Genomic DNA, 24,150 nt, shown 5'->3' with positions numbered 1-24,150 from the left:
CTCAGCGTTACGGTTCCGCTCTCTGAAGGCTTCACTGCGTACTATTCCCCTTCAACGTTTTTGTTGCACATATATGTTTAATCATACCTTTGTTGCGCTTCTGAGTCAACCCAGGCATACGCGGCTATCAGGCTTTCCTGAAACAGAAAGGTGCTGAAAGCTTGGAGATCAAGCTTTCAGCTCTCAAACTAATCAAAAAAGTAGCTGTATGCACCGAAACGATGCTTACAGCTACTGCCGAGCAAGTATTACGATCCAGTCCTGTTCCGTACGATCATTATGGAATGTAAAGAAGCTGACCTTCTGTTATAGAAGACTCATCTAAGCGGTTGTGCAATAATAAATCCCTCGGCTTCATGCTGTATCGCAACGCGATAAGCTCTAATGTTTCGTCCCTCTGAACGATACATACCCGAATTTTACGGAAATCATTATCTTCCGTCTGCCTGCCCAGAAATAAATTTTGCCATTCAATTTCATCTCCAGAGGCTTGCACGCGCGCCTTTTCATCCGCAAGCTGTTTAGCTACTACCTGCTCTGCTGCTTGGCGCGTTGCTTGCTCACGCCTGCTCGATTGAAGCAATGTCATTATCCCGACATTCGGTGCCGAACCGCTATTGCTCTCAGGCTGCTTGCCAGAAAAGGCAATACGCAGCTCCTGCTTTTCCTGCTCAGGAGGCTGTTCAACAATTTGCTCTGGCTCGCGATACTGTTCCTGTCCAAACTCTCTTTCCTGCTCTTCCTTCAGATCATGCTCCAGTTCCTGCACTAATTCCTGTCCCTGCTCTTGCTCCAGCTCTTGCTCTTGCTGCTGCTGATACAACGCTTGCGCGTTTGCTATTCGCTCTGCTTGTTCCCATCCTGCGAACAGATTTTGCTCTTGACGTCCTGGTTCTGATTCGACAGTCTCAACATACTGAGAGGATGAGGCAAGCCAGCCTTCATCACTCGTTATTTGAGAGCTGTACGTAATCTCCCTTGCATTCTCTTCCGATTCCTGATGCGATTCCGTTTCTGCCTCCACTTCAGGAATTTGGGCATTTGGAGCAAAAAACTGTGCGGACGACCATCCGGAGTCGGTTGTTGACGAAGATATCGTAACCGTAGCTTCAGAATTATCCGCCCACTCTTGCTGCTTCTCGTAAACGACATCTGTTTCTGACTCCAGTACCTCTTCCTCCGATATGTACGACTGTTCAGCGCTTCCCGCTTCCGCGGCAAACTCCTCCTCTAGCCGTTCATCATATGGTTGTCGTTGATGGACGACGGTGAACGGTTCTTCTCTCCATGCGTTTTCCTGTTGATCCACTATAGGTTGAGCAGAAATACCTCGCAAGGATAAGACGCCTGTAACATTCAGCGTCCGAGCTGATAGCAAATCGACATCAAAGTTATCGATCTCAATCGAGATATCATCCAGCCGCGTAATACGGTTCATCGGCAGCGTAATTTCGACTGGAATCCAATGCTCGAGCGTAAGTGGAACATCAGAATCATTTTGACTCCGATATATGCCGCTTAAGAGCAACTGTCCTTTTAGAACAGCATGATCCCCCTGATCTATGACTTGAATGCGGGGAACAAGCTCAATTTCCTCCAGCTCGTCTATTGCCGCAACATCATCGGGCAAATGGACGCGCTCATACACATCAAAGCGTAACCCGTTTGTATGATCCGACACGTCTAAGTCCTCCCTTCTTGTACTGAATGCTTGGGCTAACGTTACATTCACTACTTATCTATATGGCAGGGCAGGCTGTAGCATGACTATCAATTTGAACGGGAATTAAATTTTCGAAGCTAGCTTCGTCAACCATTCCGGCCAGACCGCATGTACCTCAATTCGCTGATCAGACCATGGATGAGGGAAAATTAATCTTTCACCATGCAACGCTTGATGAGGCAACAATTTTTTATCGCCGCCATATAAAACATCTCCAAGAAGAGGATGACCGATATGACTCATATGAACACGAATTTGATGCGTTCGGCCTGTCTCCAGCTTCACTCGCACGATTGATGCCCAAGATCCAGCCTCGGCCACTTCATAGTGAGTAATTGCCTGATCACCGTTATCCGTTACTCGCCGCCTCGCACGATGATGTCTATCCTTGCCGATTGGCAGGTTTATTGTGCCCGAGGCTTTCGTGACACGCCCATGGACTACTGCGATATACTGCCTGTCGATTTCCTTGCTGCGCATCGCTTCATCCAGCTTCCATTGCGCCAAATCATTTTTTGCATACAAAACTGGCCCAGAGGTTTCGTCATCTAGTCGGTGGATGTGGCGAATTTGGAGCGGATCGCCTTGTTTTAACGCATGCCTAGCAGCTGCTTCGTCTAAGGTTCCAATTTGGCCAGGGGTAGACTCATGCACAGGCATACCTGCAGGCTTATGAAATACTATGCAAAAATCGTCCTCATACAACACAGTAGGTGCCTCTACCTTAGAAGCTGTTAATGCTTTGCGATATATAGGATCCTTTTGCGGATCGATCGGAGTGTAAGCGAGCAGCTGAAGCGTATTACCTCTCCAACCAATACCTCCAACTGAAAATAATCTATTTATCCACTTAGCCGGAAAAAAGGAACGAGCCAGCAGCCACTGCCGCACATCGTGCGGATGACTGCCAGCTCGCGGCTGCGAAGGGACAGGCGTTGCTGCCGTCCCGTTTTCCGTATGGATTTCAGTATCAGAAACAGTACAAGTACCGAGCTCCGTCCAATCCAGCTCCAGCCATTGTCCATTTCGTCTCGCATTCTGAAATGTCATGTAATTTGCAACCTCCATTGCTTGCGATTGCTTACTTGCTTCTTAAGCCTAATTCAAGCGGCCTAACGCGATATCATGAGCAGCTATCGTCGCGTCGATATCCTCATTCGTATGAACAGCTGAAACGAACATTCCCTCGAATTGAGATGGCGCTATGCTTACTCCCAGATCGAGCATTGCGGCAAAGTACGCCTTAAACCTTTCAAGGTCCGATGTTTTGGCCGTTTCAAAATTAATAACAAAGGTATCGGTGAAAAACGGACAAACCATGGAGCCTACACGATTAATCGTGTTTGCGATGCCATGCTTGCGTGCATTCGCTTCAAACCCTAGCTGAAGTCTGACTGCTTGCCTCTCCAATAGCTCATAAGTTTCGTGCGTCAGCAAGCTTAACGTTGTATAACCCGCTGCCATAGCGAGTGGATTACCTGATAATGTACCCGCTTGGTAGATCGGACCGCTTGGCGCGATCATTTCCATCAGTTCGCGTTTACCGCCATATGCCCCTACTGGAAGTCCGCCGCCGATTACTTTACCGAAGCAGGATAGATCCGGCATGATGCCATATAGGCCTTGCGCACAGCTATAACCAACCCGAAAGCCTGTCATAACCTCATCGAAAATAAGGACGCTGCCGTATCGTGTCGTTATATCGCGAAGTCCTTGCAGAAAACCTGGGAGAGGCGGTACTACACCCATATTGCCGGCAATTGGCTCTACAATAACACAAGCGATCTCTTCGCCAAATTTCTCAAACGCCAATTTAACGGATTCGATATCATTGTAAGGCACAGTGATGGTATGTGATGCTACATGCTCGGGAACGCCTGGACTATCTGGCAAACCAAGTGTAGCTACACCTGATCCTGCTTTAATAAGCAAGCTATCCGCATGACCATGATAGGAGCCTTCGAATTTCAAAATTTTACTGCGCTTCGTATATCCACGCGCAAGACGCAGCGCGCTCATCGTTGCTTCTGTACCTGAATTAACCATCCGCACCACATCAACCGATGGAACTCGCTCGCATACCAGCTCAGCCATCAACGTCTCCAGCTCGGTCGGAGCGCCAAAGCTCGTCCCTTTCTCAGCTGTACGTTTAATCGCTTCGATAACTTCGGGATGGGCGTGGCCCATAATTAACGGACCCCAAGACGCAACATAATCGATATAGCTGTTGCCATCAATATCGTAGATATAGCTTCCTTGTCCTCGCTCCATATAAGCAGGATTTAAGCCGACTGATTTGAATGCACGAACCGGGCTATTCACACCGCCAGGCATAACCTTCTTTGCTCTTGCAAATGCTTCTACTGAACGCTCGTTATTTTTCAATCGTGAATTTTCGCTCATCTGCTTACTCTCCTCCTCTAAGCCAATTTGCCGCATCCTTCGCATGGTACGTGATGATAATATCCGCTCCCGCACGCTTCATCCCTGTCAGCGTTTCGAGCACAATGGATCGTTCATCAATCCAACCATTAGCGGCGGCCGCCTTTACCATCGAATATTCTCCGCTTACGTTATAAGCAACAACAGGCAGATCGAAATTATCCTTCAACAGCTTGATAACATCAAGGTAGGCTGAAGCAGGCTTTACCATTAGCATATCCGCGCCCTCCGCCACATCTGTTTCCGCTTCTCGGAGCGCTTCACGCAGGTTAGCCGGGTCCATTTGGTAGGTTTTGCGGTCACCGAATTGCGGCGCTGAATGGGCTGCCTCACGGAAAGGACCGTAGAACGCCGAAGAATATTTAACGGAATATGATAATATCGGAATGTCACTAAAGCCCGCTTCATCCAAGCCCTGACGAATAGCTTGTACAAATCCGTCCATCATATTGGAAGGTGCGATTACATCGGCCCCAGCTTTCGCTTGTGATACAGCAGTACGGACAAGCATCTCTAACGAAGTATCATTATCTACTACAGCGGTGCCCGTCGCTTTGTTAACATGCACGATGCCGCAATGGCCATGATCGGTAAATTGACACAAGCAAGTATCAGCCATTACTAGCAGCTCAGGCGCCCACTCTTTTACCGCTCTTATAGCTTCTTGAACGATACCGTTCGGGTCATATGCTGATGATCCAACCGCGTCCTTATGCTCAGGAATACCGAACAGCATTACCGATTGGATGCCCGCTGCCACAACCTCGCGAATTTCTTCTTCAAGACGATCCATGGAAAAATGGTAAACACCCGGCATGGAGCTAATCTCATCTTTAATATTTTCACCATAGGTTACGAAAATAGGATAGATGAAATCATTCGCGCTAAGCACTGTTTCTCTTACCAAGCTGCGTAATGCTGACGTTCTGCGTAATCTGCGATTTCTGACAATTGGAAAGCTCATAATTCAGTATTCCCCCTTACAATATGGATACATTATCGTGCTGATAATCTACTATCGCTTGCAATAAGCTGTCCAGTGTTGAATCTTCAGGCTCAATGGAAACTTCTAAGCCAGCAGCAATAACGGTCTGGGTCGTCAGCGGGCCTATACTTGCGATTGGTATTCCTGATAAAAGCTCCACTGGATTCGGTATTCCTTTTTGTTTCAACAATTCTAATAGGTTCGTTACAGTAGATGAGCTTGTAAAAGTAATCATATGAATTTCTTTATTACGAATCCAATCTAGAGCCAGCTCATCCTGGTTATCTACAAGCATCGTCTCGTAGACATCAATCTCTACGGGCACAAGCCCCATTGCCATCAACTCTCGAGGCAATACCTCTCTAGCTAAGTCTCCGCGCGGCAGCAGGACTCGTTCACCTGACACCAGCTTTTCTTCAAGACTCTCTAACAGCCCTTCCGCATGAAACTTTTGCGGCAGCTCCTCCACGGTTAGACCACGCTGCTCGAGCGCCTCAGCCGTCTTCGGGCCGACCGCCGCGATTTTTGCGTTATGAAATCTTCTAATATCAATATTGAACTTACGCAGCCAGCGAAAAAAATAATCTACCCCATTCACGCTCGTGAACATAAGCCATTGATATTGCTCAGCTTGCTGAAGCTGCTCGCTAAGATAGCTAATTGCTGCCGGTTCACTAGGCTCTCGTGTCTCGATTACAGGGAATTCGCAAGGCTCACCGCCTAGCGCCTCGATATGATCCGCAAGCTCGCTAGCCTGCGCCCTGGCACGTGTGACAAGTACTCTAACGCCGAACAACGGTTTGCGTTCATACCACATCAGCTTCTCGCGCTGCAGCACCACCTCACCGACAACAATGACAGCTGGAGGCTTAAAATTGGCCTCATGTACAATTCCTTCGATGGTAGCAAGGGTTCCCACAACCGTCTGCTGCTCAACCCTTGTTCCCCAGCGAATAAGTGCTACCGGCGTTTCAGGCGATTTACCGTGTTTGATTAGCTGATCCGATATATACCCAATTTTTGCAACACCCATTAGAAATATAAGCGTTCCAGTCGCATTGGTTACCTTATCCCAATGAATACTCCGATCAAGCTTATCGGGGCTTTCATGTCCAGTAATAATAGAAAGGGAAGAGGCTAAATCGCGATGTGTAACAGGAATTCCCGCATACGCAGGAACGGCAATTGCCGACGTGATTCCCGGTACAATTTCAAATTCGATGCCATTATCATAGAGAAGCTCCGCTTCTTCGCCAACTCGACCAAATATGGTCGGATCTCCGCCTTTTAAACGAGTGACCGTTTTACCTTGAAGCGCAAGGTCAACGAGCAGTTGATTAATTTCTTCCTGCTTCATCGTATGGCGATCAGGAAGCTTCCCGACATATATTTGTTCCGTTCCAGGTTTCACATGCCGCAGAAGTCTTGGACTAGCCAAGCGATCATATACTACAACATCACACAGCTCCAAGCATTGCAGCCCGCGCAGCGTAATCAGCTTCGGATCACCAGGTCCAGCGCCAACCAAATAAACTTTCCCCTTGTTCACCAGTTTATCCCCCAATTTCAGCTAAGATACGGTCTGCTCCACGCGCAATGAGCGCAGCTGCGACATCTTTTCCAAGCTGCTCGGGATCTGTACCTTGCTTAATATCTTTAAGCAATATTGCACCGTCAGGCGATCCGACTATTCCTGTCATCTCAAGCAGTCTCCGGCCCCCCTCGCCTTCGACAGCAGCGCCAACAACGCAGTATGCACCGATCGGCACCTGACAGCCTCCGTTCAGAGAGCCAAGAAAGCTGCGCTCCGCACGTACAGCCAGCTCCGTTTCATGATCATTAAGCAAATCAAGCAGCTGCCTTATTTGGTCATCGTTCTCACGACACTCTATACCGAGCGCCCCTTGGCCAACCGCAGGTACACATACATCTGTAGGCACAGTAGCGGAAATTCGATCTTCCCAGCCCATTCTAGTAAGACCAGCAGCAGCAAGCACAACAGCATCAAAGCCTTCTGTCTCGAGCTTGCGCATACGAGAATCAATATTGCCTCGGATAGATTCCAGCTTCAAGTCTGGTCTTGCATTCTTGAGCTGGCATGAGCGTCTCAAGCTGCTTGTACCTACACGCGCACCAATTGGAAGGTCAGCTAAGCTCGTTCCTTCACGCATAACCAAACAATCTCGTGGGTCTATTCGTTTTGGAATAGCGCCATTCATAAGTCCTTCGGGAAGCTCGTACGGCATATCTTTCATACTGTGAACAGCCAGATCAATATCACCGTCAATTAAAGCCTGTTCAATTTCCTTCACAAACAAGCCTTTTCCGCCTACTTTGGATAGAGTAACATCCAAAATACGATCACCCTTCGTGATGATCTTTTTCACCTCAAACGTATAATCAAAACCATTCGTTTCACTAATTTGCTTCAATTGATCGATAACCTGTCCTGTTTGTGTAAGAGCGAGCGCGCTCTGTCTTGTCCCTACAACAATTACCCGTTTTCCATCATTAGATATTGCCACTATGTATGCCCCCTGTCCATTCGATGAAGTAAGCTGTGCAGCCATTCATCGCAATCAAAGTTGATTCGCGCATGCTCTGCTGCTTCTTCCGCTGCAAGCTTCAATACCATTTGCCTAGCTTGTCCATCTAGTATCTGCTCGTACACCAGCTCACGCAGGCTTCGTAATTTTGCCGTAATTTCCGCATATCGTGCTCCATACTGAACCTCAAGCTCCTGTTTGATATGTTTTGACAACGCTGGGCTCGCGCCCGATGCGGTAACCGCAAGCAGCAGATCGCCTCTCCTCACCACAGCTGGTGAAATAAATGAGCTGTTATTTTGTTCATCTGCTTGATTTACCAGCTTACCTAGCCGCTGTCCTTCAGCCGTAATGGTATCATTAAGTCGCTTATCATTCGTCGCCGCAAATATAAGCCAGGCCTCAAAAGCATCCTTTTCCTTATATTCTCGCCGTTCGAGGCGAACCTTGCCAGCAGCAGCTAACGCTTCAATCTTACTAGTAACCTGTGGGCTGATGAGCATGACATCATCAGCCCCCGCTTCAAGCAGACCTAGCAGCTTACGCTCTGCAATCAGCCCGCCGCCAACTACGACACAACGCTTTCCCTTAAGCTGTATAACGATTGGATAATAGCCATTCATACGTTGTCCTCCACATCAGCTTTTCCTCGACCTTAGTGAAAAGAAGAGAAATAATTGGACAGCAGGTTCAAAATCAATATGCCAAAAGAAATGATATAAAGCCTGGCAAGCTGTGATCCAGGACGATTCAGCATAGCTCTTTGATACACATAAACAATATACATAATCAGCACAGCGAACGAAGAGAGTACTTTAAAGTCGAGCAGCAGTTCAGCACGGCCTTCTACGAGCAAGGAAGTAACTGCGATGGCAAGTGACATCGCAAACAGCGGAACTCCAATAATAACCGCCCTGTCACCGTAACGCTCGATCATATCTAGACTAGGGAGTCTTCGCATGAATTTAGACCATCGCTTGCGTTTTAATTGATTATGCAAGAACAAATACATGCCAGCGAATAATGCCCCTATTGTCAAAGCAGCGTACGCGCACAACACAAGGCTGATATGCACATATAATAACTCTCTGGTCGTTTCCCATAGTCCTAATGATTGCCCATTACCTAAGCTGCTGTATAAATTAAGTGCTAATACGGCAAAACCGACCACATTCACGAAAAAAACGATAAAATCAATTTTAAAAAATCGATTGCTGACTAATGATACCGTAACCATGAGCCATGAAAATCCTAACCAATATTCAAACGGGGTTATTACCGTCATTTGCAGATGGGACATAATTCTCATAATCAAGTAACCAGTCTGCAATACCCAAACAAAAATAAGCAGCCCTGTACCCATCCGTTTCGCTCTTCGACTCGCATTCATGAAGTCGGAGAAATAAAACAGCAGGCTCAGGGCGTAAATATAAAGTATAGCGTCATATAACAAGTTAGGTATCACCATTGTTCCTCCACACTGCGGCTCATATAGCTGCCCTCTATCTGACAATGGGCGCAAATGCAACAGCAGCTGTATGAGTTTGAACGTTTTTCTTCTTCGTGGAAGCCGCAGTCTCCGCTTCAGCGACTAGCTCTGCTTGTTTGGTCTTCTTCAGCTCATCCTCCAGCGCAAAAAGCTTAACGAACATATCCATCGCTTCGTCCGCCCGCTTTTCACCGGCCATTTCTTTAATTCTCAAAATAGGATCCTGCATCATTTGGTTCACAATGCTCTTCGTCAGCTTACGAATCACTTTAAGCTCATGCTCACCAAGATCAGGCAATTTATTAGTCAGACTATTCATCGTCTCCTCATGAACGTCTGCCGCTTTCGTCTGTAATGCTCTTATTAGCGGTACTACACCCAGAGTCTTGTACCATTGCTCAAACAGTTCTATTTCTTCACTAATCATAGCTTCGATTTTGGCAGCCTCTTGACGACGATGCTCCAGATTACTTTCCACAATACCCTCCAGGTCATCGATATCGTACAAGAATACATTATCAACCGCAGCAATCGATGGATCTAAATCCCGGGGCACTGCTATATCAATCATGAACAATGGCTTCGCTTTACGGCGCTGCATTGCTAGAGCTACTTGTTGACGGGTTAAAACGTAGCCGTCCGCCCCTGTGGAGCTAATGATTATGTCCGCTTCGTGAAGCTTTTGAGCGGCATCCTCCATCGACCAAGCTACTCCGTTAAATTTATCTGCCAGCTGCGCCGCGCGATCATATGTCCGGTTCACTACGATAACCTTATCCGCACCATTCGCGTACAAATGCTTAGCAGTCAATTCACTTGTTTCGCCTGCGCCAATGACCATTACCGTCTTTTTGTTAAATTGTCCGAATATCCTTTTTCCGAGCTCAACCGCAGCGTAACTAACCGATACAGCTGATTCACCGATCGTAGTGTCAGTATGCGCGCGCTTTGCCATTGTGAGCGACTGCTTGAACAGCATATTAAACAACGTACCCGTCGTTTTTTGCTGCTGTGCTAACAGAAAAGCACTCTTCACTTGACCTAAAATTTGTGTCTCTCCGATAATCATAGAATCAAGTCCACTGGTGACCCGAAATAGATGATCGATTGCTTTTTCATCCTCATACATATATAAATGGTTTGTAAATTGACTTCTAGGCAATTTAAACCATTTTTCCATAAAGCTGCGTATATAATGCCCGCACAAATGATGTCTGTCTACCACTGCATAAATCTCTGTACGATTGCAGGTCGCTACAATGACACATTCCATTATGCTTTTCGTTTGAATGAGCTGTCTGAGCGCTTCTGGTAAGTCCCGTTCCGCGAACGCAAACTGTTCTCTGACTTCTACGGGAGCTGTTCTATAATTCAATCCTACTGCGATAATGTGCATGCGCGGTCGCCTGCCTCCTTCTCTATTGCGTTTAGAGCAATCATATTAACGCTAAGTATACCATAGTTCGATATTCAGATAATGTTCATTTATGAATAATATTTGAAAAATACAGACTCATTATACCCTATTCTTACAAAGAAATAACCATGGATAAGATCCATGGCCATTTCAATATGTCTGTTTAATTAAAAGCTCTTATACGAGCTCAGTTTGTTTCATTTTTGGCTCTTCCACTTGCAGTTCACCCATACCGCGTACAAGCTTCTTCGCATAAGTAGCTTTTGGCTTCAGTACAGCTAGCATGTAGTCGATCGCAAGCTGAGGATCAACAGTTTCACCGCAGGTATAACAGTCAAGCGCGGCAAAGCCTCTCTCAGGATACGTATGAATCGAGAGGTGACTCTCCGACAGCAGCACGAGCACAGTTGCGCCTTGAGGATCGAATTGTTTCGCTTGAACCGACATTACAGTAGCTCCGCAAGCCTCAGCAGCTTCTACCATATGAGATTGCAAAAATTCAGCGCTGTTTAGTAGATCAAAATCTACACCCCAAGTATCAACAGCAACGTGTCTTCCGAAAGTTGAGTACTCCATCCTTCGGTTCCCCCTTCCTAGGAATAAAATGTTTGAAAAATTTCATCCGCTAGGACCTACGTCATTCACTTCTCGAGGGATAAATCTCTCGCAACATAACTATGTCCTGAGTGAATCCTGGTTCCTATTATTGTGTTTTCAACGAGAATAAAAATAACATCTATTCGGGATAATTGCAACTATTATTTTTTCAATAATTACAACTGCATACACGAAAACACCCTGATCTCAATGTATGTGAAGCAAGCTTATCCTGCAACAAAGCTTTATTCATAATCATCCCGCCATATTGTTTTTCGCGTCCTGCGAGCTTTAAACCGATATATGATCAACCCTGCCCGTTGATTTTGCGATTACAAACTTTAACTGAAATTGGTCATTCACATCGTACGTGTAGATTTTGTCAGAACCGTTAACAGAAATAGATCCTTCCGTCACAACTGCCGCATTATCAACAGTTTCTGTTCCCAGACTTTCGCCTTTATCCGTATTGCTTGGCTTCGCTGTTGGCGTGTTAAACTTGTTTGTATCCGTACTTGGGGTCTCTACAGCCCCTACAGGCGCTTCACCGTCACCTTCGTTGCCAGTCCCAATAGATTGGTCTGTAGGCGGTGTAGTGACTACAGGCGGCGTTTGAGTCGTATTAACGTCACTATTGGTACTTAACTACTTAAAAGTAAAATATGTTGCACTTGGAGCTAATAAACGAGGCTCAAACTCAAAATCAGCGGTTGACAGAAAGTAATAAGAGCCTGCTCTTCATTTGTCGTATTTGACTGTATTTCATACAATTAATTCCACAACAAATACGATGTATTTGTTCCAAACTGTATTTCATCCAAGCTAATCGTCGGTTTAGCAAATAATAAGCTTCTAAATACCTATTAGATTGTATCATTTCCATTCAAACAGATCAGGACATGGAATTATCAGCTGTTTGAATGGACAAAATCCATTCAAATTTCCTACCTAACTGATTTTGGGGTTGAGGCATAAATAATAAAAAAAGAACCGCAGTTGCGGTTCTCTTCTCGTTATCCGTATAGGTTAAGCTTCTAAAACAAACAGCTTGTGAGTCAGATCAGACAATTTCTCGTCAATACTGCGAATCTCAGCTGCATCCTTCGTTTGATTGCGTAAATCAAGCAATTCATTGACCGCGTTATTAATCATACCGATTTCCCGCTCAATCAGGCGACTGATGAATACTCGTTCTAGCTGTCCGAGCGTATCCTTAAATTCGAACACGACACGATCTCCAGTTGCTGAGAGTTCAACAATTTTGATAACGGAGCCGTTCATATAGTGATAGACCATCGTATAATGACTGTAAATTCGGTTGACGATCGCGTTGCCGCGGAAAGCAGATACCGCTTTGCGCATTGCATTTGTCAGCCTTGGACCTACAAGGCGGCAAGAAAGTACACATACGTAAAAGTCTTGTTGACGTTCAAAGGTCAGTCGGACTTCTTCCCTCCCTGCTACGTCTTCGAGAACAAGCTCCTGACTTCCGTTATCGAGCACCAACACCTGAAGGTGAACTTGCTGCTCTTCAAACAAACGGATAAATTGGACCATCTCTTCATTCGTTAACTGCAGTTTGGCATTGACATACTCCGTGGCTAGCCGCTTAGCCATAAAAATCTCCCCAATTCTTTGGACTTGCGCTTGGTTATTGCGTTGTGTTTACGTTTTGCTAAGTATATTATACGTGATCAGCGAATTTTATTCCTGTCGTCCATTCCCGAAATTCTCGCATATTCCAGAAAAAAACGGTGGATTCCACGAGGAATGCCGACTTATTCACTGTATCCTCTGCTTTATATAACAACTTACTGCTCTTGCTACCTTATGTGGCAATCGCTTTCGAAATGACGTCCCAAAGTTCCTCACGGCCAAGCCCAGTTTCTGAAGAAAATAAAACGAGTGAATCTCGCGGATCCGCCTCTATTGTTGTTTTGATCATTTTAATATGCTTGTCCCATTTCGACTTAGGGATTTTATCCGCTTTCGTCGCTACGATGCAAGTTGGAATCTCGTAGTGCTTCAGCCATTTGTACATAAGCTTATCCTGCGCGGACGGCTCATGCCGAATATCAATAACCAACAACTGCAGCTTGAGCGGCTCACGATCTCTTATATAACGTTCGATCATTTCACCAAATTGCTCGCGCTGCGTCTTCGACACCTTAGCATATCCATAACCCGGAAAATCGACTAAATAGACCATTTCATTGACAAGATAATAGTTGAGCTGCTGCGTCTTGCCTGGCTGCGAGCTCGTTCTTGCCAGGTTTTTGCGTAAAATTAATTTATTAATCAATGATGATTTTCCCACATTCGAACGCCCTGCCAGAGCTACCTCTGGCAAAGCGTCCTCCGGGTATTGGTGAGGCTTTACTGCGCTAATAATGAATTGTGCTTGTGTAATTTTCATAAAATCGATGTACCTGCTCTCTAATCCGTTTAAACCGGAAGCAGCGCATGCTGCAGCACTTCATCCATATGACTGACCGGAATAAATTCCATATCATTGCGTACGCTGTCGGGAATGTCCCGCAAATCACGTTCATTGTCTTTCGGCAGCAATACCTTTCGAATCCCCGCTCGATGAGCTGCAAGTGATTTTTCTTTTAGACCGCCAATCGGCAGTACACGGCCTCTCAAAGTTATTTCACCTGTCATCGCAACTTCCTTCGATACGTACCGATTTGTCAGAGCCGAAATAAGTGCTGTTGCAATTGTAATGCCTGCGGATGGCCCATCCTTTGGAATGGCTCCTTCCGGTATATGAATATGAATATCGTTTTTCTCATGGAACACGGGATCTATGCCAAGCGCGGTCGCTTTCGAGCGTGTATAGCTGAAAGCAGCTTGCGCTGACTCCTTCATGACATCACCCAGTTTTCCTGTTAACGATAGTTTACCACTTCCCGGCATAACTGTAACCTCTATTACAAGGGTATCGCCGCCTACCTCTGTCCATGCGAGACCGGTAACTGCTCCAATCTGATCCTCACTCTCGGCAAGCCCATGGCGGAACTTAGCGGGTCCAAGCCATTCTATGAGCTGTTCACCCGTAAGGACAAGCGGCTCAAGAGCTTCTTCTTGCTCACTAGCAACAAAATGCTTTGCCGCTTTCCGACATACGGCTGCAATTTGCTGCTCAAGGTTGCGCACGCCTGATTCGCGCGTATAATCACGAATAAGCTGCAGCAAAATTTCATCTGATATAATCAGCTGCTCTTCCTTTATGCCATGCTCCTTCTTCTGCTTCGGCAGCAAATAACGAGTGCCGATTTGCAGCTTCTCGAGCTCTGTATAGCCTGGGATATACAGAACCTCCATCCGATCTAGCAGAGGGCGGGGAATATTATGCATAGCATTCGCTGTCGTTACAAACATAACCTTCGATAAATCAAAAGGTATTTCTACGAAATGATCGCTGAACGTATTGTTCTGTTCAGGGTCAAGCACCTCTAACAGTGCCGATGCCGGATCTCCACGGAAGTCCATTGCCATTTTATCAATTTCATCAAGCAGGAAGACTGGGTTTGATGATCCGGCCGTTTTCATGCCTTGAATGATCCGGCCAGGCATAGCGCCTACATACGTACGGCGATGACCACGAATTTCCGCTTCGTCGCGCACCCCGCCAAGAGAGATGCGTACAAACTTGCGTCCAAGCGATTTTGCAATGGAACGAGCAAGCGAAGTTTTCCCAACGCCTGGGGGGCCAACTAAGCAAAGGATCGGTCCTTTCAGCTGTTTGACGAGCTTCTGCACCGCTAAATATTCGAGGACACGTTCCTTCGGTTTTTCTAGACCATAGTGATCGTCATTCAGAATTGCTTCGGCGTTGCTCAAGCTAAGATCATCATCCGTAAGCTTGTTCCAAGGCAGTGTTAGAAGCCAGTCGATGTAGTTGCGAATGACGCCGCCTTCTGCTGATGTAGACGGCATCTTCTCAAGACGGTCAATCTCCTTCTCAATCTTCTCCTTAACTACATCCGGCACGACGATTTCAGCAAGCTGATTGCGCAGCTCCTCAACTTCGCCGGCGCGGCCTTCCTTCTCGCCGAGCTCCTTCTGAATGGCCTTCATTTGCTCGCGCAAATAATATTCCTTTTGCGTCTTCTCCATCTGCTTCTTCACGCGTTGGTTTATTTTGCGTTCCAGCTCAAGCACTTCACGTTCGTTGTTCAAAATATCAAGCAGCTTCTCAAGGCGCTCCGAAACATCGATCGTTTCAAGAATATCTTGCTTATCCTTGATTTTAAGCGATAGATGACTCGTAATGACATCGGCAAGTCGGCCCGGCTCATCAATATCTGAAACAGCAGCATACGTTTCGGGCGTTACTTTTTTGGACAAAGAAATATAATGCTCGAACTGATTCAAGACAGAACGCATGAGCGCATCCACCTCGGGATCGTCACCTTCCTGCTCAGGCAGCTCCTTGACCGATACTTCATAAAACTGGTCATTCGGCAAATAGTCCACAATTTCAGCACGAATGACACCTTCTACCAATACGCGTATCGTTCCGTTTGGCAGCTTCAGCATTTGCCGAACCTTTGCAATCGTTCCGACTTTATATATATCTTCCTCAGTCGGCTCCTCAATGTTCACTTCAGACTGTGAACAAAGCAATATCATTTGATCCTCGACCATCGAGCGCTCTAGTGCGCGTACCGATTTGTCCCTACCCACATCAAGATGGAGCACCATGCTGGGATAAACGAGCAGCCCTCTTAGTGGAAGCAAGGGAAGCCGACGACCTTTCGATTTACTAGGACCCACACCAGCACCTCCAAATGTTAAAATCTAACTCATTTTATCACTCTACTGAATCAGCCTGCAAATAGGGAACGCTCGATGCAATAAAAAGATCTGCTCCAAACGGAGTTTCCACCCGATTTGGGACCGCAACCGCTTCTGGAAAAACATGTTTAAACACCTCTTCTACCCGCTCGACCGGAATAACCTGAAGTCCTTCTAGGTCTGCGAATATCGCTTGCCAATTCTCTCTTGGAATAATAACCTGTGTCGCGCCTGCTTGGAATGCAGCCTCAACCTTTGCGAGCACACCGCCAACAGGCTTGACATTGCCATGAATACCAACCTCGCCAGTCATCGCGAGCTTGTTATCGATTGGAATGCCCTTAATAGCCGAAGTTATCGCTGTCGCCATTGCAATGCCGGCAGAAGGCCCGTCAATCGGTGTTCCGCCAGGAAAATTAATATGCAAGTCGTAATCCTGCGGATTTAGTCCAATTCGTCGCAAAACAGTAATGACATTTTCCACAGAGCCCTTAGCCATACTTTTGCGTCGCAATGTCCGCGAGCCGCCGCCTAGCTCTTCCTCCTCAACAACGCCGGTAATCGTAAACTGACCGCTTCCTGCGGCAGCAGGTATTGCGCTCACTTCAATCTCAAGCAATGTCCCCATATTCGGCCCATACACAGCTAAGCCGTTGACGAAGCCGATCTGCGGAGCATCTGGTATTTTACGATCGGGACGAGGCGGAATTTGACTGCTGTTAACGACCCATTCAATATCTCCCGCCGTAATGCTATCGCGTTTCTCCGATAGCGCCACGCCAGCTGCTAGCTGAATGACATTGACAGCCTCGCGGCCGTTCGTCGCATATTTTTTGACCACATTAATCGCATCAGGACACGGTGAAAAACCGATTTTTTTCACTGCATTCTCCGCTATTAAACCGATCTCATCAGCAAGCAGCGGGCGGAAAAAAACCTCCATGCAGCGCGACCGAATAGCGGGCGGTATTTCCTGAGGCGAGCGTGTTGTAGCGCCAACAAGACGAAAATCCGCAGGCAAGCCATTTTGGAAAATATCATGAATATACAGCGGAATATTCGCATCCTCTGAATTGTAATAGGCACTCTCTAGAAATACTTTGCGATCTTCAAGCACCTTTAACAATTTATTCATTTGCACCGGATGCAATTCACCAATTTCATCAATAAACAAAATACCGCCATGCGCCTTCGTAACGGCACCTGGCTTAGGCTGCGGAATACCCGCTACGCCCATCGCCCCAGCACCTTGATAGATCGGATCATGTACAGACCCTATCAGCGGATCGGCGATGCCTCTCTCATCGAAACGAGCAGTCGTCGCGTCGATTTCCGTAAACTTGGCCTCCGGCAAAAACGGCGACGTTGGATTCTTTTTGGCTTCCTCCAACACGACCCGTGCCGCCGCAGTCTTACCTACGCCTGGGGGGCCATATATAATCACATGCTGCGGGTTCGCGCTGCAAAGCGCCGCCTTTAAAGCGCGCAGACCATCGAGTTGTCCGACGATGTCCTGCATCGCCTGAGGTCTTGTTTTCTCAGACAGCGGTTTTGTCAATGATATGCTTCTCAGCTTCCGAAGCTTATCCATCTCTTTGCGTGATTCCCGATCGACCGCAGAGCGGTTAGTCTTCTGATTACGCAATAAATTCCAAAAATACAAACCAATTACCACAGCAAAAAACACTTGAATCAACATCAAAACAAAACTCAAACTCATTATTTCCGCCCCTCTCAAGCGTATATAGCCAACGCTGTCATATGACAACGCAGCTTACGTTTTCAGCAAACTATCCGTCGTAAGCATCCTTATAGGATAGTATTGCCTCTTAGATGTGGGAATAATCGTTTGAGCTGTTAATTTCATTGTTTCATTTGTGTTTTGCTGCTCTTAAAAAAAAGAAAGGACCAAGCGTTAGCAACGCCTGATCCTTTCTTCTGGCATAGATCGCGCCCTACGCTCAGTCCCGATTACTTGAAAGCATCCTGCGATTTAAGCCGGTGTATGATGCTTACGTCCAGGAATTTCACCAGTGGCTTCAAACACTCGAACGATTTCGTCGATTTCCTTCTTCAGCTCATTCAGCAGCTCTGCTTCCGGCACTTTACGAATCATCTCTCCATAACGGAACAGCATGCCTTCGCCCCTTGCGCCAGCGATACCGATATCAGCCTCGCGAGCTTCACCTGGACCGTTCACCGCACAGCCTAGGACAGATACCTTGATCGGCACTTTTATCTTCGAAATGTATTCTTCAACCTCATTTGCGATAGAAAATAAATCGATATCCAAACGACCGCATGTCGGACAGGATACTAAAGTAGCTGCATTAGTTATTAGTCCAAACGTTTTGAGCAACTCACGCGCAACCTTAACCTCTTCAACCGGATCTGCGCTTAAGCTGATTCGAACTGTATTGCCTATACCTAGCGCAAGAAGCGCGCCGATACCAGCAGAGCTCTTAATCGTGCCTGTGTGAAGCGTGCCAGCCTCCGTAATGCCTAAATGAAGGGGATACTTGATTTTCTCGGCAGCCATCGAATATGCAGCTATAGCCATAGGCACATCAGACGCTTTGAGTGACACAATAATGTCGTGGAAATCAAGCTCTTCTAAAATACCGATATGGAACAGCGCGCTCTCTACCATTGCCTCAGGAGTCGGATAACCGTATTTCTCCAGCAAATGATTTTCAAGCGAGCCTGCGTTGACACCTATCCGAATAGGAATGCCTCGCTCCTTACAGGCCTTCACAACCGCCTCTACCTTCTCACGACGTCCGATATTGCCCGGATTGATCCGGACCTTATCTACACCGTTTTCGATGGCGGCAAGCGCTAGACGATAATCGAAATGAATATCCGCGACAAGTGGAATATGAATGCGCTTCTTAATTTCTTTTATGGCGTCAGCAGCTTCCTTGTTGTTGACGGTAACCCGAACAACCTGGCAGCCTGCTTCCTCCAGACGTAATATTTCCGCAACAGTCGCTTCCACATCAGCCGTTTTGGTAGTGCACATGCTTTGTATGATAACTTCATTGCTGCCGCCAATCGTAAGATCGCCGACTTTAACCGCTACCGTATCTTGACGTAAGTACATAAGGTTATCTCTCCCATGAACGTCAAAGTCCACCCCATGACTAGCGACAAAATCGCATGAGGGGTGGAAACAATGACGGTTTATGAACGTTGATTAGGCGCTTTCATCCTTTTTCTTGCTTTTTTTAGCGGTAATCTCCGGCATTACTTTGTCCAATACAGACTGCTCGGTAATGAGACAGCTGCTCATATCTTCACGCGAAGGTACTTCATACATAACTTCGAGCATGATTCCCTCAATAATTGCGCGCAAGCCACGAGCGCCGGTATTGCGCTTAATAGCTTCCTTCGCAATGGCATCAAGTGCTGCAGGCTCGAAATCAAGCGTTACATTATCCATTTCAAGCAACTTCTGGTATTGCTTAACTAGCGCGTTTTTAGGTTCGGACAAAATACGAACCAATGCTGGCTCATCCAGAGGCTCAAGCGTTGAAATGACCGGCAGACGTCCAACAAATTCAGGGATCAACCCGAATTTCAGCAAGTCTTCAGGCAATACCATAGTTAAATACTCGCCTGGCTTCAAATCCTTCTGCATCTCGCCAGTGGAGTTAAAACCAATAACTTTCTTACCAATACGACGTTTGATCAATGACTCAAGACCATCAAACGCACCTCCGCAAATGAACAATATGTTCGTCGTATCAATTTGAATAAATTCTTGGTGCGGATGCTTGCGCCCGCCTTGTGGCGGAACAGATGCAACCGTGCCTTCTAAAATTTTCAGAAGCGCTTGTTGAACGCCTTCACCCGAAACGTCGCGCGTAATGGATGGATTCTCTGATTTGCGGGCTACTTTATCAATTTCATCGATATAAATAATGCCGCGCTCCGCTTTCTCAACATCGTAGTCAGCGGCTTGAATAAGCTTAAGCAGGATGTTTTCAACATCTTCACCGACATAACCCGCTTCCGTAAGCGAGGTTGCGTCCGCAATTGCAAAAGGAACATTCAAAATTCTCGCCATTGTTTGCGCAAGCAATGTTTTACCAGAGCCTGTAGGACCTAATAGCAAAATATTACTCTTCTGCAGTTCGACGTCTTCGATTTTGCTGCCGGAATTGATACGTTTGTAATGGTTATATACCGCTACAGACAGCGATTTCTTAGCAGACTCCTGACCAATAACATAAGAGTCAAGAATTGCTCTTATATCTTTCGGTTTCGGAATGTCCTTCAGATCAAGCTCTTCCTCGTTGCCGAGCTCTTCCTCAACAATTTCCGTACACAGCTCAATACACTCATCGCATATATAGACGCCAGGACCAGCAACCAATTTACGTACTTGATCCTGCGATTTCCCGCAGAACGAACATTTTAGTTGGCCTTTTTCGTCGTTGAATTTAAACATGTAATCACCCCTTTGATTAAATCGTTGATACCGGCGTTGTTATTACTTTGTCTATCAAACCGTAAGCAAGAGCCTCTTCCGCGCTCATGAAATTGTCACGGTCGGTATCACGGTCGATTTTGTCATAAGGCTGTCCGGTACGATCTACGTATATTTGGTTGAGCTTAGCTTTCGTTTTCAAAATCCAATCTGCATGAATTTTGATATCCGAAGCTTGACCTCGCACGCCGCCAAGCGGCTGATGAATCATCACTTCAGCGTTAGGCAGCGCAAAACGTTTACCCTTTGCTCCAGCTGTTAAGAGAAGTGAGCCCATACTAGCGGCCATACCCATACAAATCGTAGACACCTCTGGCTTAATATATTGCATCGTATCAAAAATACCCATTCCCGCAGTTACCGAACCGCCAGGTGAGTTAATGTACAGATGGATGTCTTTCTCAGGATCGTCGGCCGCCAGAAACAGCAGCTGTGCAATGACGGAGTTTGCTACGTCATCATCAATTGCGCTCCCTAAGAAGATAATGCGGTCCTTCAGCAAACGAGAGTAAATATCGTAAGAACGTTCCCCACGGTTTGTTTGTTCGACTACTATCGGTACCAGATTCATGCGACCAACCTCTTTTCGTTTAAGACTTAGAGTACTTACTTAATTATTGTAACACGTCATCGTAGTGATGTCATTTTTCCAGGATAATACAGTATACGGCGACTGTCGTTCGATATGTACGGAGATTTGCCTCCAAAACAAGCACAATTTCTTATGTAGGGTCAAAATAAGGCACGTATCAATGACGTGCCTTATCTTGGATAACCCGTTTATTCAGTTTCAATCGATAATTTCTTAAAATATAGGAACGTATACGTTTCACACTTATACCAATGCCTATATTTCACCGCGAAACGAGCTATTACCGCCAGAGGACGGCGACAGCCGTTTACGCTTGAACGATTTTGCTGCTTTCAAGCAATAGCTTGATTGTTTTGCGAATTGCAATATCTTCTTTCAAGTTTGCGATGTTGCCATTTTTCGTGAAAATATCACGAATCTCTTCTGCAGGACGGTTGTAAGATTTGGACAGGTTTTCAAGCTCTTCAGACAAGTCCTCTTCAGTTGCTGCAATACCTTCTGCTTTAGCAATAGCATCAAGTACAAGGTTATTGCGAACGCGTTTTTCTGCATCTGAGCGCATTTGATCACGAAGTACCGTTTCATTTTGGCCGGAGAACTGGTAGTAAAGATCCATGTTCATTCCTTGCATTTTAAGACGGTTTTCGAAATCCTTGATCATGTAGTCTGTTTCAGTAACGACCATTGCCTCTGGAATTTCAACTTCTGCAGCTGCAGTAGCTTTATCGACAACCGCTACTTCACGAGCTTGCTCAGCTTCTTTGTTCTTGTTTTCTTTCAATTTGCTAGTCAAGTCTTGCTTATATTCGTCAATAGTATCGAACTCACTAACGTCTTTAGCAAACTCATCATCCAATGCTGGAAGGTTTTTGCGTTTGATTTCATGCAATTTCACTTTGAACACGGCTTGTTTGCCCGCAAGGTTTTCTGCATGGTAGCTCTCAGGGAACGTTACTTCTACGTCCTTGAAATCGCCGATTTGCATGCCAACCACTTGTGCTTCGAAGCCTGGGATGAAGGAATTTGAACCGAGCTCAAGTGAATAACGCTCGCTTTGTCCGCCTTCAAACTGCTCTCCGTCTACATAGCCATCGAAATCGATAACCGTAATATCGCCGTTCAGAGCTGCGCCTTCTTCTACAACCGCAAGCTCAGCATGACGTTGCTGCAAACGCTCTAGCTCTGCTGCAAGCTCCTCATCCGAAACCTCGGAATCAACAGCCGCAACCTCCAAGCCTTTGTATTCGCCAAGCGTTACTTCAGGCTTAACGATAACTTTTGCTTTGAATTTGAACGTTTCGCCTTTTGCGAATTGCTCAACATCAATCTCAGGACGGTCAACCGGCTCAAGATTATGTTCTTTCACTGCTGAGGAATAAGCTTCTGGCAACAAGATGTCAATTGCATCCTGGTACAAGCTCTCAATTCCAAAACGGGATTCGAAAATGCCGCGCGGCACTTTACCTTTACGGAATCCTGGTACGTTAACCTGTTGTGCTACTTTCTTAAATGCTTGATCAAGAGCTTGTGCGACCTGTTCCGCTTCTACCTCCACGTTGATCGACACGACGTTCTTGTCTATTTTTTCCCAAGTTGCTTTCATTTTATGCCTTCCCCTCCGAAAATGCGCATGCATCGCTAGTTTTCACGTATCATAAACCATTCTATTATAAACAAGATGGACGAGCTTTTCAAGGCTGAGGTTCATCTTCCCCAGATTGCTGCAATACAGCAACCTGCCTGAGCGCTCTGCACGCTTGTTCATAACAGAACCTTAAGCCTTCTGTAATACCATATGTATCGCGAATATCATCGTCATTTGCCGAGCCGTAAACGGTGAGCAACAACGTTAAGTGCAAAGCAGCGGCAAAACAGTCTACCGTGCCTTCGTCTTCTCTCAGTATCCAATGATAAGCTACAGTACCATATAAAAATTGTAAACTTTCCTTCCAAAGCTCTCTGGAAAAATGCGGCAGCGTTGGGTCATCGACTTCAACAACCTGCTCCGTCCGTTCTAAAACACGGTTAACAGCAGGCGGGAAATCATCCATGGAAAGCGGCGTAATATCAAGCTCAAGCTCTACCGTCTCTCCGAGCCGCTCTATCGTAATCGATCCAGAGGCTCCGCGCTTCCGCAGGCATTGCAAAGCTTTAAATTGAACGACCGGATGTACTTGCTGCGTTACTAACCAATTGATTATGGTTGCGTTAATATCGGCTGATTGAATGTATGATGCCCGCTCAAGCGCCAATATTTGCTGATCAATCATGGGATGGTTCTGCATGATGTAGAGCACTTGATTGACATAAGCCTCGTCTTGCTCAGGCGGATTCAATAATTGCTCGCGAAAGGTTGCTTCATCCTCTTCCTCAACCTGCTTTGCAATGACAAGCCCTGTTCCATTTTCATTGCTACCTTCTTCAGGAAAAGCCATGTCGAGCCATGTTAAAAGACTTTCCCACTCTTCATAGTGGTGCTCGTCCTCACCTTGGCATTGCAGCAAAAATCGCAGTAACTCCTTGGCCTCCCCATATTGCTCCCCTTCAAGCATACGAGTTAACTGAATCTGATATTGATCCAGCATACTTGGGAACAAATATACGTTATCCTTGTTGTCGCCTTCATGGTCATTGGGAGTCGTAATGGTAACACCGCCTTATGGTTACGCTGTTTGTTCATTCGTCCAATCTTGCGTACGATTATACCATGTACCGTCAAAAGAAAAAACAAATGATGTATTTGGCTTCAGATATTTAGCAGCATTTACCGATTACAAAAACTTTTTTTAAAATATAGCTTGCAATAAAACACTCATCTGTGGTAAATTATTTCTTGTGTCCTGGTAGCTCAGCTGGATAGAGCAACGCCCTTCTAAGGCGTCGGTCGGGGGTTCGAATCCCTCCCAGGACGCCATAACAATAACTTTAATCACGTTTAGTGATAACCATAAACCCTCAAAACCCTTGATTTTACTGGGATTTGAGCGTTTTTCTTTATTCAGCTAATACCATGAGAATACGATTAGATACGATAGGTTTGAAAAATTCGGTACACATTTGGTAC

20 protein-coding genes, 1 tRNA gene, 1 pseudogene and 1 other annotated feature (1 of these 23 only partly in view) are annotated in these 24,150 nt (G+C 46.1%); of the genes and pseudogenes, 2 read left to right on the top strand and 20 right to left on the bottom strand.

Annotated features, from left to right (window positions below):
* Nucleotides 1-64, bottom strand: a binding site (T-box leader); it reaches 175 nt to the left of the window's first position.
* A gap of 213 nt (nucleotides 65-277) precedes the next feature.
* From AC0YN7_RS20660 to AC0YN7_RS20610, 11 genes and pseudogenes are all read right to left on the bottom strand, one after another.
* Nucleotides 278-1,681 (bottom strand): LysM peptidoglycan-binding domain-containing protein, encoded by a 1,404-nt coding sequence (locus tag AC0YN7_RS20660; protein ID WP_475811921.1) that lies wholly within the window; start codon nucleotides 1,679-1,681, stop codon nucleotides 278-280.
* A 105-nt stretch (nucleotides 1,682-1,786) separates the two neighbouring features.
* Nucleotides 1,787-2,773 carry an RluA family pseudouridine synthase gene (locus tag AC0YN7_RS20655; protein ID WP_475811920.1) on the bottom strand — a complete coding sequence of 329 codons (987 nt, stop codon included), beginning with the start codon at nucleotides 2,771-2,773 and terminating at the stop codon, nucleotides 1,787-1,789.
* 48 nt (nucleotides 2,774-2,821) lie between these two features.
* Nucleotides 2,822-4,126: a glutamate-1-semialdehyde 2,1-aminomutase gene (gene hemL / locus AC0YN7_RS20650; protein ID WP_475811919.1), complete on the bottom strand. Its 1,305-nt coding sequence runs from the start codon at nucleotides 4,124-4,126 to the stop codon at nucleotides 2,822-2,824.
* A 4-nt stretch (nucleotides 4,127-4,130) separates the two neighbouring features.
* Nucleotides 4,131-5,129: a porphobilinogen synthase gene (gene hemB, locus AC0YN7_RS20645; protein WP_475811918.1), complete on the bottom strand. Its 999-nt coding sequence runs from the start codon at nucleotides 5,127-5,129 to the stop codon at nucleotides 4,131-4,133.
* 16 nt (nucleotides 5,130-5,145) lie between these two features.
* Nucleotides 5,146-6,699 (bottom strand): uroporphyrinogen-III C-methyltransferase, encoded by a 1,554-nt coding sequence (gene cobA, locus AC0YN7_RS20640; protein WP_475811917.1) that lies wholly within the window; start codon nucleotides 6,697-6,699, stop codon nucleotides 5,146-5,148.
* A 4-nt stretch (nucleotides 6,700-6,703) separates the two neighbouring features.
* Nucleotides 6,704-7,675: a hydroxymethylbilane synthase gene (gene hemC, locus AC0YN7_RS20635; RefSeq protein WP_475811916.1), complete on the bottom strand. Its 972-nt coding sequence runs from the start codon at nucleotides 7,673-7,675 to the stop codon at nucleotides 6,704-6,706.
* Complete coding sequence (locus AC0YN7_RS20630) at nucleotides 7,675-8,319, bottom strand: precorrin-2 dehydrogenase/sirohydrochlorin ferrochelatase family protein (protein WP_475811915.1); 645 nt, start codon at nucleotides 8,317-8,319, stop codon at nucleotides 7,675-7,677. Before AC0YN7_RS20630 ends, hemC begins: the two co-directional genes overlap by 1 nt.
* Before the next feature lie 32 nt (nucleotides 8,320-8,351).
* Nucleotides 8,352-9,164 (bottom strand): cytochrome c biogenesis protein CcsA, encoded by an 813-nt coding sequence (ccsA, locus tag AC0YN7_RS20625; RefSeq protein ID WP_475811914.1) that lies wholly within the window; start codon nucleotides 9,162-9,164, stop codon nucleotides 8,352-8,354.
* Nucleotides 9,165-9,198: 34 nt separating this feature from the next.
* Nucleotides 9,199-10,581 (bottom strand): glutamyl-tRNA reductase, encoded by a 1,383-nt coding sequence (gene hemA / locus AC0YN7_RS20620; RefSeq protein WP_475811913.1) that lies wholly within the window; start codon nucleotides 10,579-10,581, stop codon nucleotides 9,199-9,201.
* A 198-nt stretch (nucleotides 10,582-10,779) separates the two neighbouring features.
* Entirely contained in the window at nucleotides 10,780-11,178 is a 399-nt protein-coding gene (speD, locus tag AC0YN7_RS20615) for an adenosylmethionine decarboxylase (RefSeq protein ID WP_076339082.1), read from the bottom strand.
* A 312-nt stretch (nucleotides 11,179-11,490) separates the two neighbouring features.
* Nucleotides 11,491-11,604: pseudogene (locus AC0YN7_RS20610) on the bottom strand (DUF4309 domain-containing protein); the annotation flags it as partial.
* Here AC0YN7_RS20610 and AC0YN7_RS20605 point away from each other — a divergent pair.
* Entirely contained in the window at nucleotides 11,579-11,815 is a 237-nt protein-coding gene (locus tag AC0YN7_RS20605) for a hypothetical protein (protein ID WP_475812084.1), read from the top strand. The pseudogene AC0YN7_RS20610 and the gene AC0YN7_RS20605 sit on opposite strands and share 26 nt — an antisense overlap.
* A 410-nt stretch (nucleotides 11,816-12,225) precedes the next feature.
* Here the strand turns inward: AC0YN7_RS20605 and AC0YN7_RS20600 are convergent, their stop codons facing one another.
* The 9 genes from AC0YN7_RS20600 to AC0YN7_RS20560 all read right to left on the bottom strand — a co-directional run bounded on the left by AC0YN7_RS20600 (nucleotide 12,226) and on the right by AC0YN7_RS20560 (nucleotide 23,683).
* On the bottom strand, nucleotides 12,226-12,816 hold the full coding sequence (locus AC0YN7_RS20600; protein ID WP_475811912.1) for a non-ribosomal peptide synthetase module: 591 nt from the start codon (nucleotides 12,814-12,816) through the stop codon (nucleotides 12,226-12,228).
* 211 nt (nucleotides 12,817-13,027) lie between these two features.
* Nucleotides 13,028-13,615: a ribosome biogenesis GTP-binding protein YihA/YsxC gene (yihA, locus tag AC0YN7_RS20595; RefSeq protein ID WP_475811911.1), complete on the bottom strand. Its 588-nt coding sequence runs from the start codon at nucleotides 13,613-13,615 to the stop codon at nucleotides 13,028-13,030.
* A 29-nt stretch (nucleotides 13,616-13,644) separates the two neighbouring features.
* A complete protein-coding gene (gene lon, locus AC0YN7_RS20590) occupies nucleotides 13,645-15,981 on the bottom strand; it encodes an endopeptidase La (RefSeq protein ID WP_475811910.1) in 2,337 nt (778 codons plus the stop codon).
* A 37-nt stretch (nucleotides 15,982-16,018) separates the two neighbouring features.
* Nucleotides 16,019-17,722 (bottom strand): ATP-dependent protease LonB, encoded by a 1,704-nt coding sequence (gene lonB / locus AC0YN7_RS20585; RefSeq protein ID WP_475811909.1) that lies wholly within the window; start codon nucleotides 17,720-17,722, stop codon nucleotides 16,019-16,021.
* Nucleotides 17,723-17,995: 273 nt separating this feature from the next.
* On the bottom strand, nucleotides 17,996-19,105 hold the full coding sequence (ispG, locus tag AC0YN7_RS20580) for a flavodoxin-dependent (E)-4-hydroxy-3-methylbut-2-enyl-diphosphate synthase (RefSeq protein ID WP_475811908.1): 1,110 nt from the start codon (nucleotides 19,103-19,105) through the stop codon (nucleotides 17,996-17,998).
* Nucleotides 19,106-19,198: 93 nt separating this feature from the next.
* The gene (clpX, locus tag AC0YN7_RS20575) at nucleotides 19,199-20,455 is read right to left on the bottom strand and encodes an ATP-dependent protease ATP-binding subunit ClpX (RefSeq protein WP_475811907.1); all 1,257 of its coding nucleotides are present in this window, start codon (nucleotides 20,453-20,455) and stop codon (nucleotides 19,199-19,201) included.
* A gap of 16 nt (nucleotides 20,456-20,471) precedes the next feature.
* Nucleotides 20,472-21,065, bottom strand: a complete 594-nt coding sequence (clpP, locus tag AC0YN7_RS20570) for an ATP-dependent Clp endopeptidase proteolytic subunit ClpP (protein ID WP_475811906.1) — start codon at nucleotides 21,063-21,065, stop codon at nucleotides 20,472-20,474.
* A gap of 328 nt (nucleotides 21,066-21,393) precedes the next feature.
* Nucleotides 21,394-22,689, bottom strand: coding sequence for a trigger factor (tig, locus tag AC0YN7_RS20565; protein ID WP_475811905.1), 1,296 nt, complete (start codon nucleotides 22,687-22,689; stop codon nucleotides 21,394-21,396).
* A gap of 88 nt (nucleotides 22,690-22,777) precedes the next feature.
* On the bottom strand, nucleotides 22,778-23,683 hold the full coding sequence (locus AC0YN7_RS20560) for a hypothetical protein (RefSeq protein ID WP_475811904.1): 906 nt from the start codon (nucleotides 23,681-23,683) through the stop codon (nucleotides 22,778-22,780).
* Nucleotides 23,684-23,923: 240 nt separating this feature from the next.
* On the opposite strand from AC0YN7_RS20560, the gene AC0YN7_RS20555 reads away from it, so the two are divergent.
* Nucleotides 23,924-24,000 (top strand) — tRNA-Arg (locus AC0YN7_RS20555).
* Nucleotides 24,001-24,150 lie beyond the last annotated feature (150 nt).

This window comes from Paenibacillus sp. J31R122 (assembly GCF_056269185.1).
The sequence above is the reverse complement of the archived record's forward strand: the minus strand, read 5'-3'. Positions and strand labels throughout refer to the sequence as shown.

What these genes read in the sequence shown, in the direction of transcription:
- AC0YN7_RS20655 (WP_475811920.1), bottom strand. Translation starts at nt 2,773, where the DNA reads ATGACATTTCAGAATGCGAGACGAAATGGACAATGGCTGGAGCTGGAT.
- hemL (WP_475811919.1), bottom strand. Translation starts at nt 4,126, where the DNA reads ATGAGCGAAAATTCACGATTGAAAAATAACGAGCGTTCAGTAGAAGCA.
- hemB (WP_475811918.1), bottom strand. Translation starts at nt 5,129, where the DNA reads ATGAGCTTTCCAATTGTCAGAAATCGCAGATTACGCAGAACGTCAGCA.
- AC0YN7_RS20630 (WP_475811915.1), bottom strand. Translation starts at nt 8,319, where the DNA reads ATGAATGGCTATTATCCAATCGTTATACAGCTTAAGGGAAAGCGTTGT.
- ccsA (WP_475811914.1), bottom strand. Translation starts at nt 9,164, where the DNA reads ATGGTGATACCTAACTTGTTATATGACGCTATACTTTATATTTACGCC.
- hemA (WP_475811913.1), bottom strand. Translation starts at nt 10,581, where the DNA reads ATGCACATTATCGCAGTAGGATTGAATTATAGAACAGCTCCCGTAGAA.
- speD (WP_076339082.1), bottom strand. Translation starts at nt 11,178, where the DNA reads ATGGAGTACTCAACTTTCGGAAGACACGTTGCTGTTGATACTTGGGGT.
- AC0YN7_RS20600 (WP_475811912.1), bottom strand. Translation starts at nt 12,816, where the DNA reads ATGGCTAAGCGGCTAGCCACGGAGTATGTCAATGCCAAACTGCAGTTA.
- yihA (WP_475811911.1), bottom strand. Translation starts at nt 13,615, where the DNA reads ATGAAAATTACACAAGCACAATTCATTATTAGCGCAGTAAAGCCTCAC.
- lonB (WP_475811909.1), bottom strand. Translation starts at nt 17,722, where the DNA reads ATGAGTTTGAGTTTTGTTTTGATGTTGATTCAAGTGTTTTTTGCTGTG.
- ispG (WP_475811908.1), bottom strand. Translation starts at nt 19,105, where the DNA reads ATGTACTTACGTCAAGATACGGTAGCGGTTAAAGTCGGCGATCTTACG.
- clpX (WP_475811907.1), bottom strand. Translation starts at nt 20,455, where the DNA reads ATGTTTAAATTCAACGACGAAAAAGGCCAACTAAAATGTTCGTTCTGC.
- clpP (WP_475811906.1), bottom strand. Translation starts at nt 21,065, where the DNA reads ATGAATCTGGTACCGATAGTAGTCGAACAAACAAACCGTGGGGAACGT.
- tig (WP_475811905.1), bottom strand. Translation starts at nt 22,689, where the DNA reads ATGAAAGCAACTTGGGAAAAAATAGACAAGAACGTCGTGTCGATCAAC.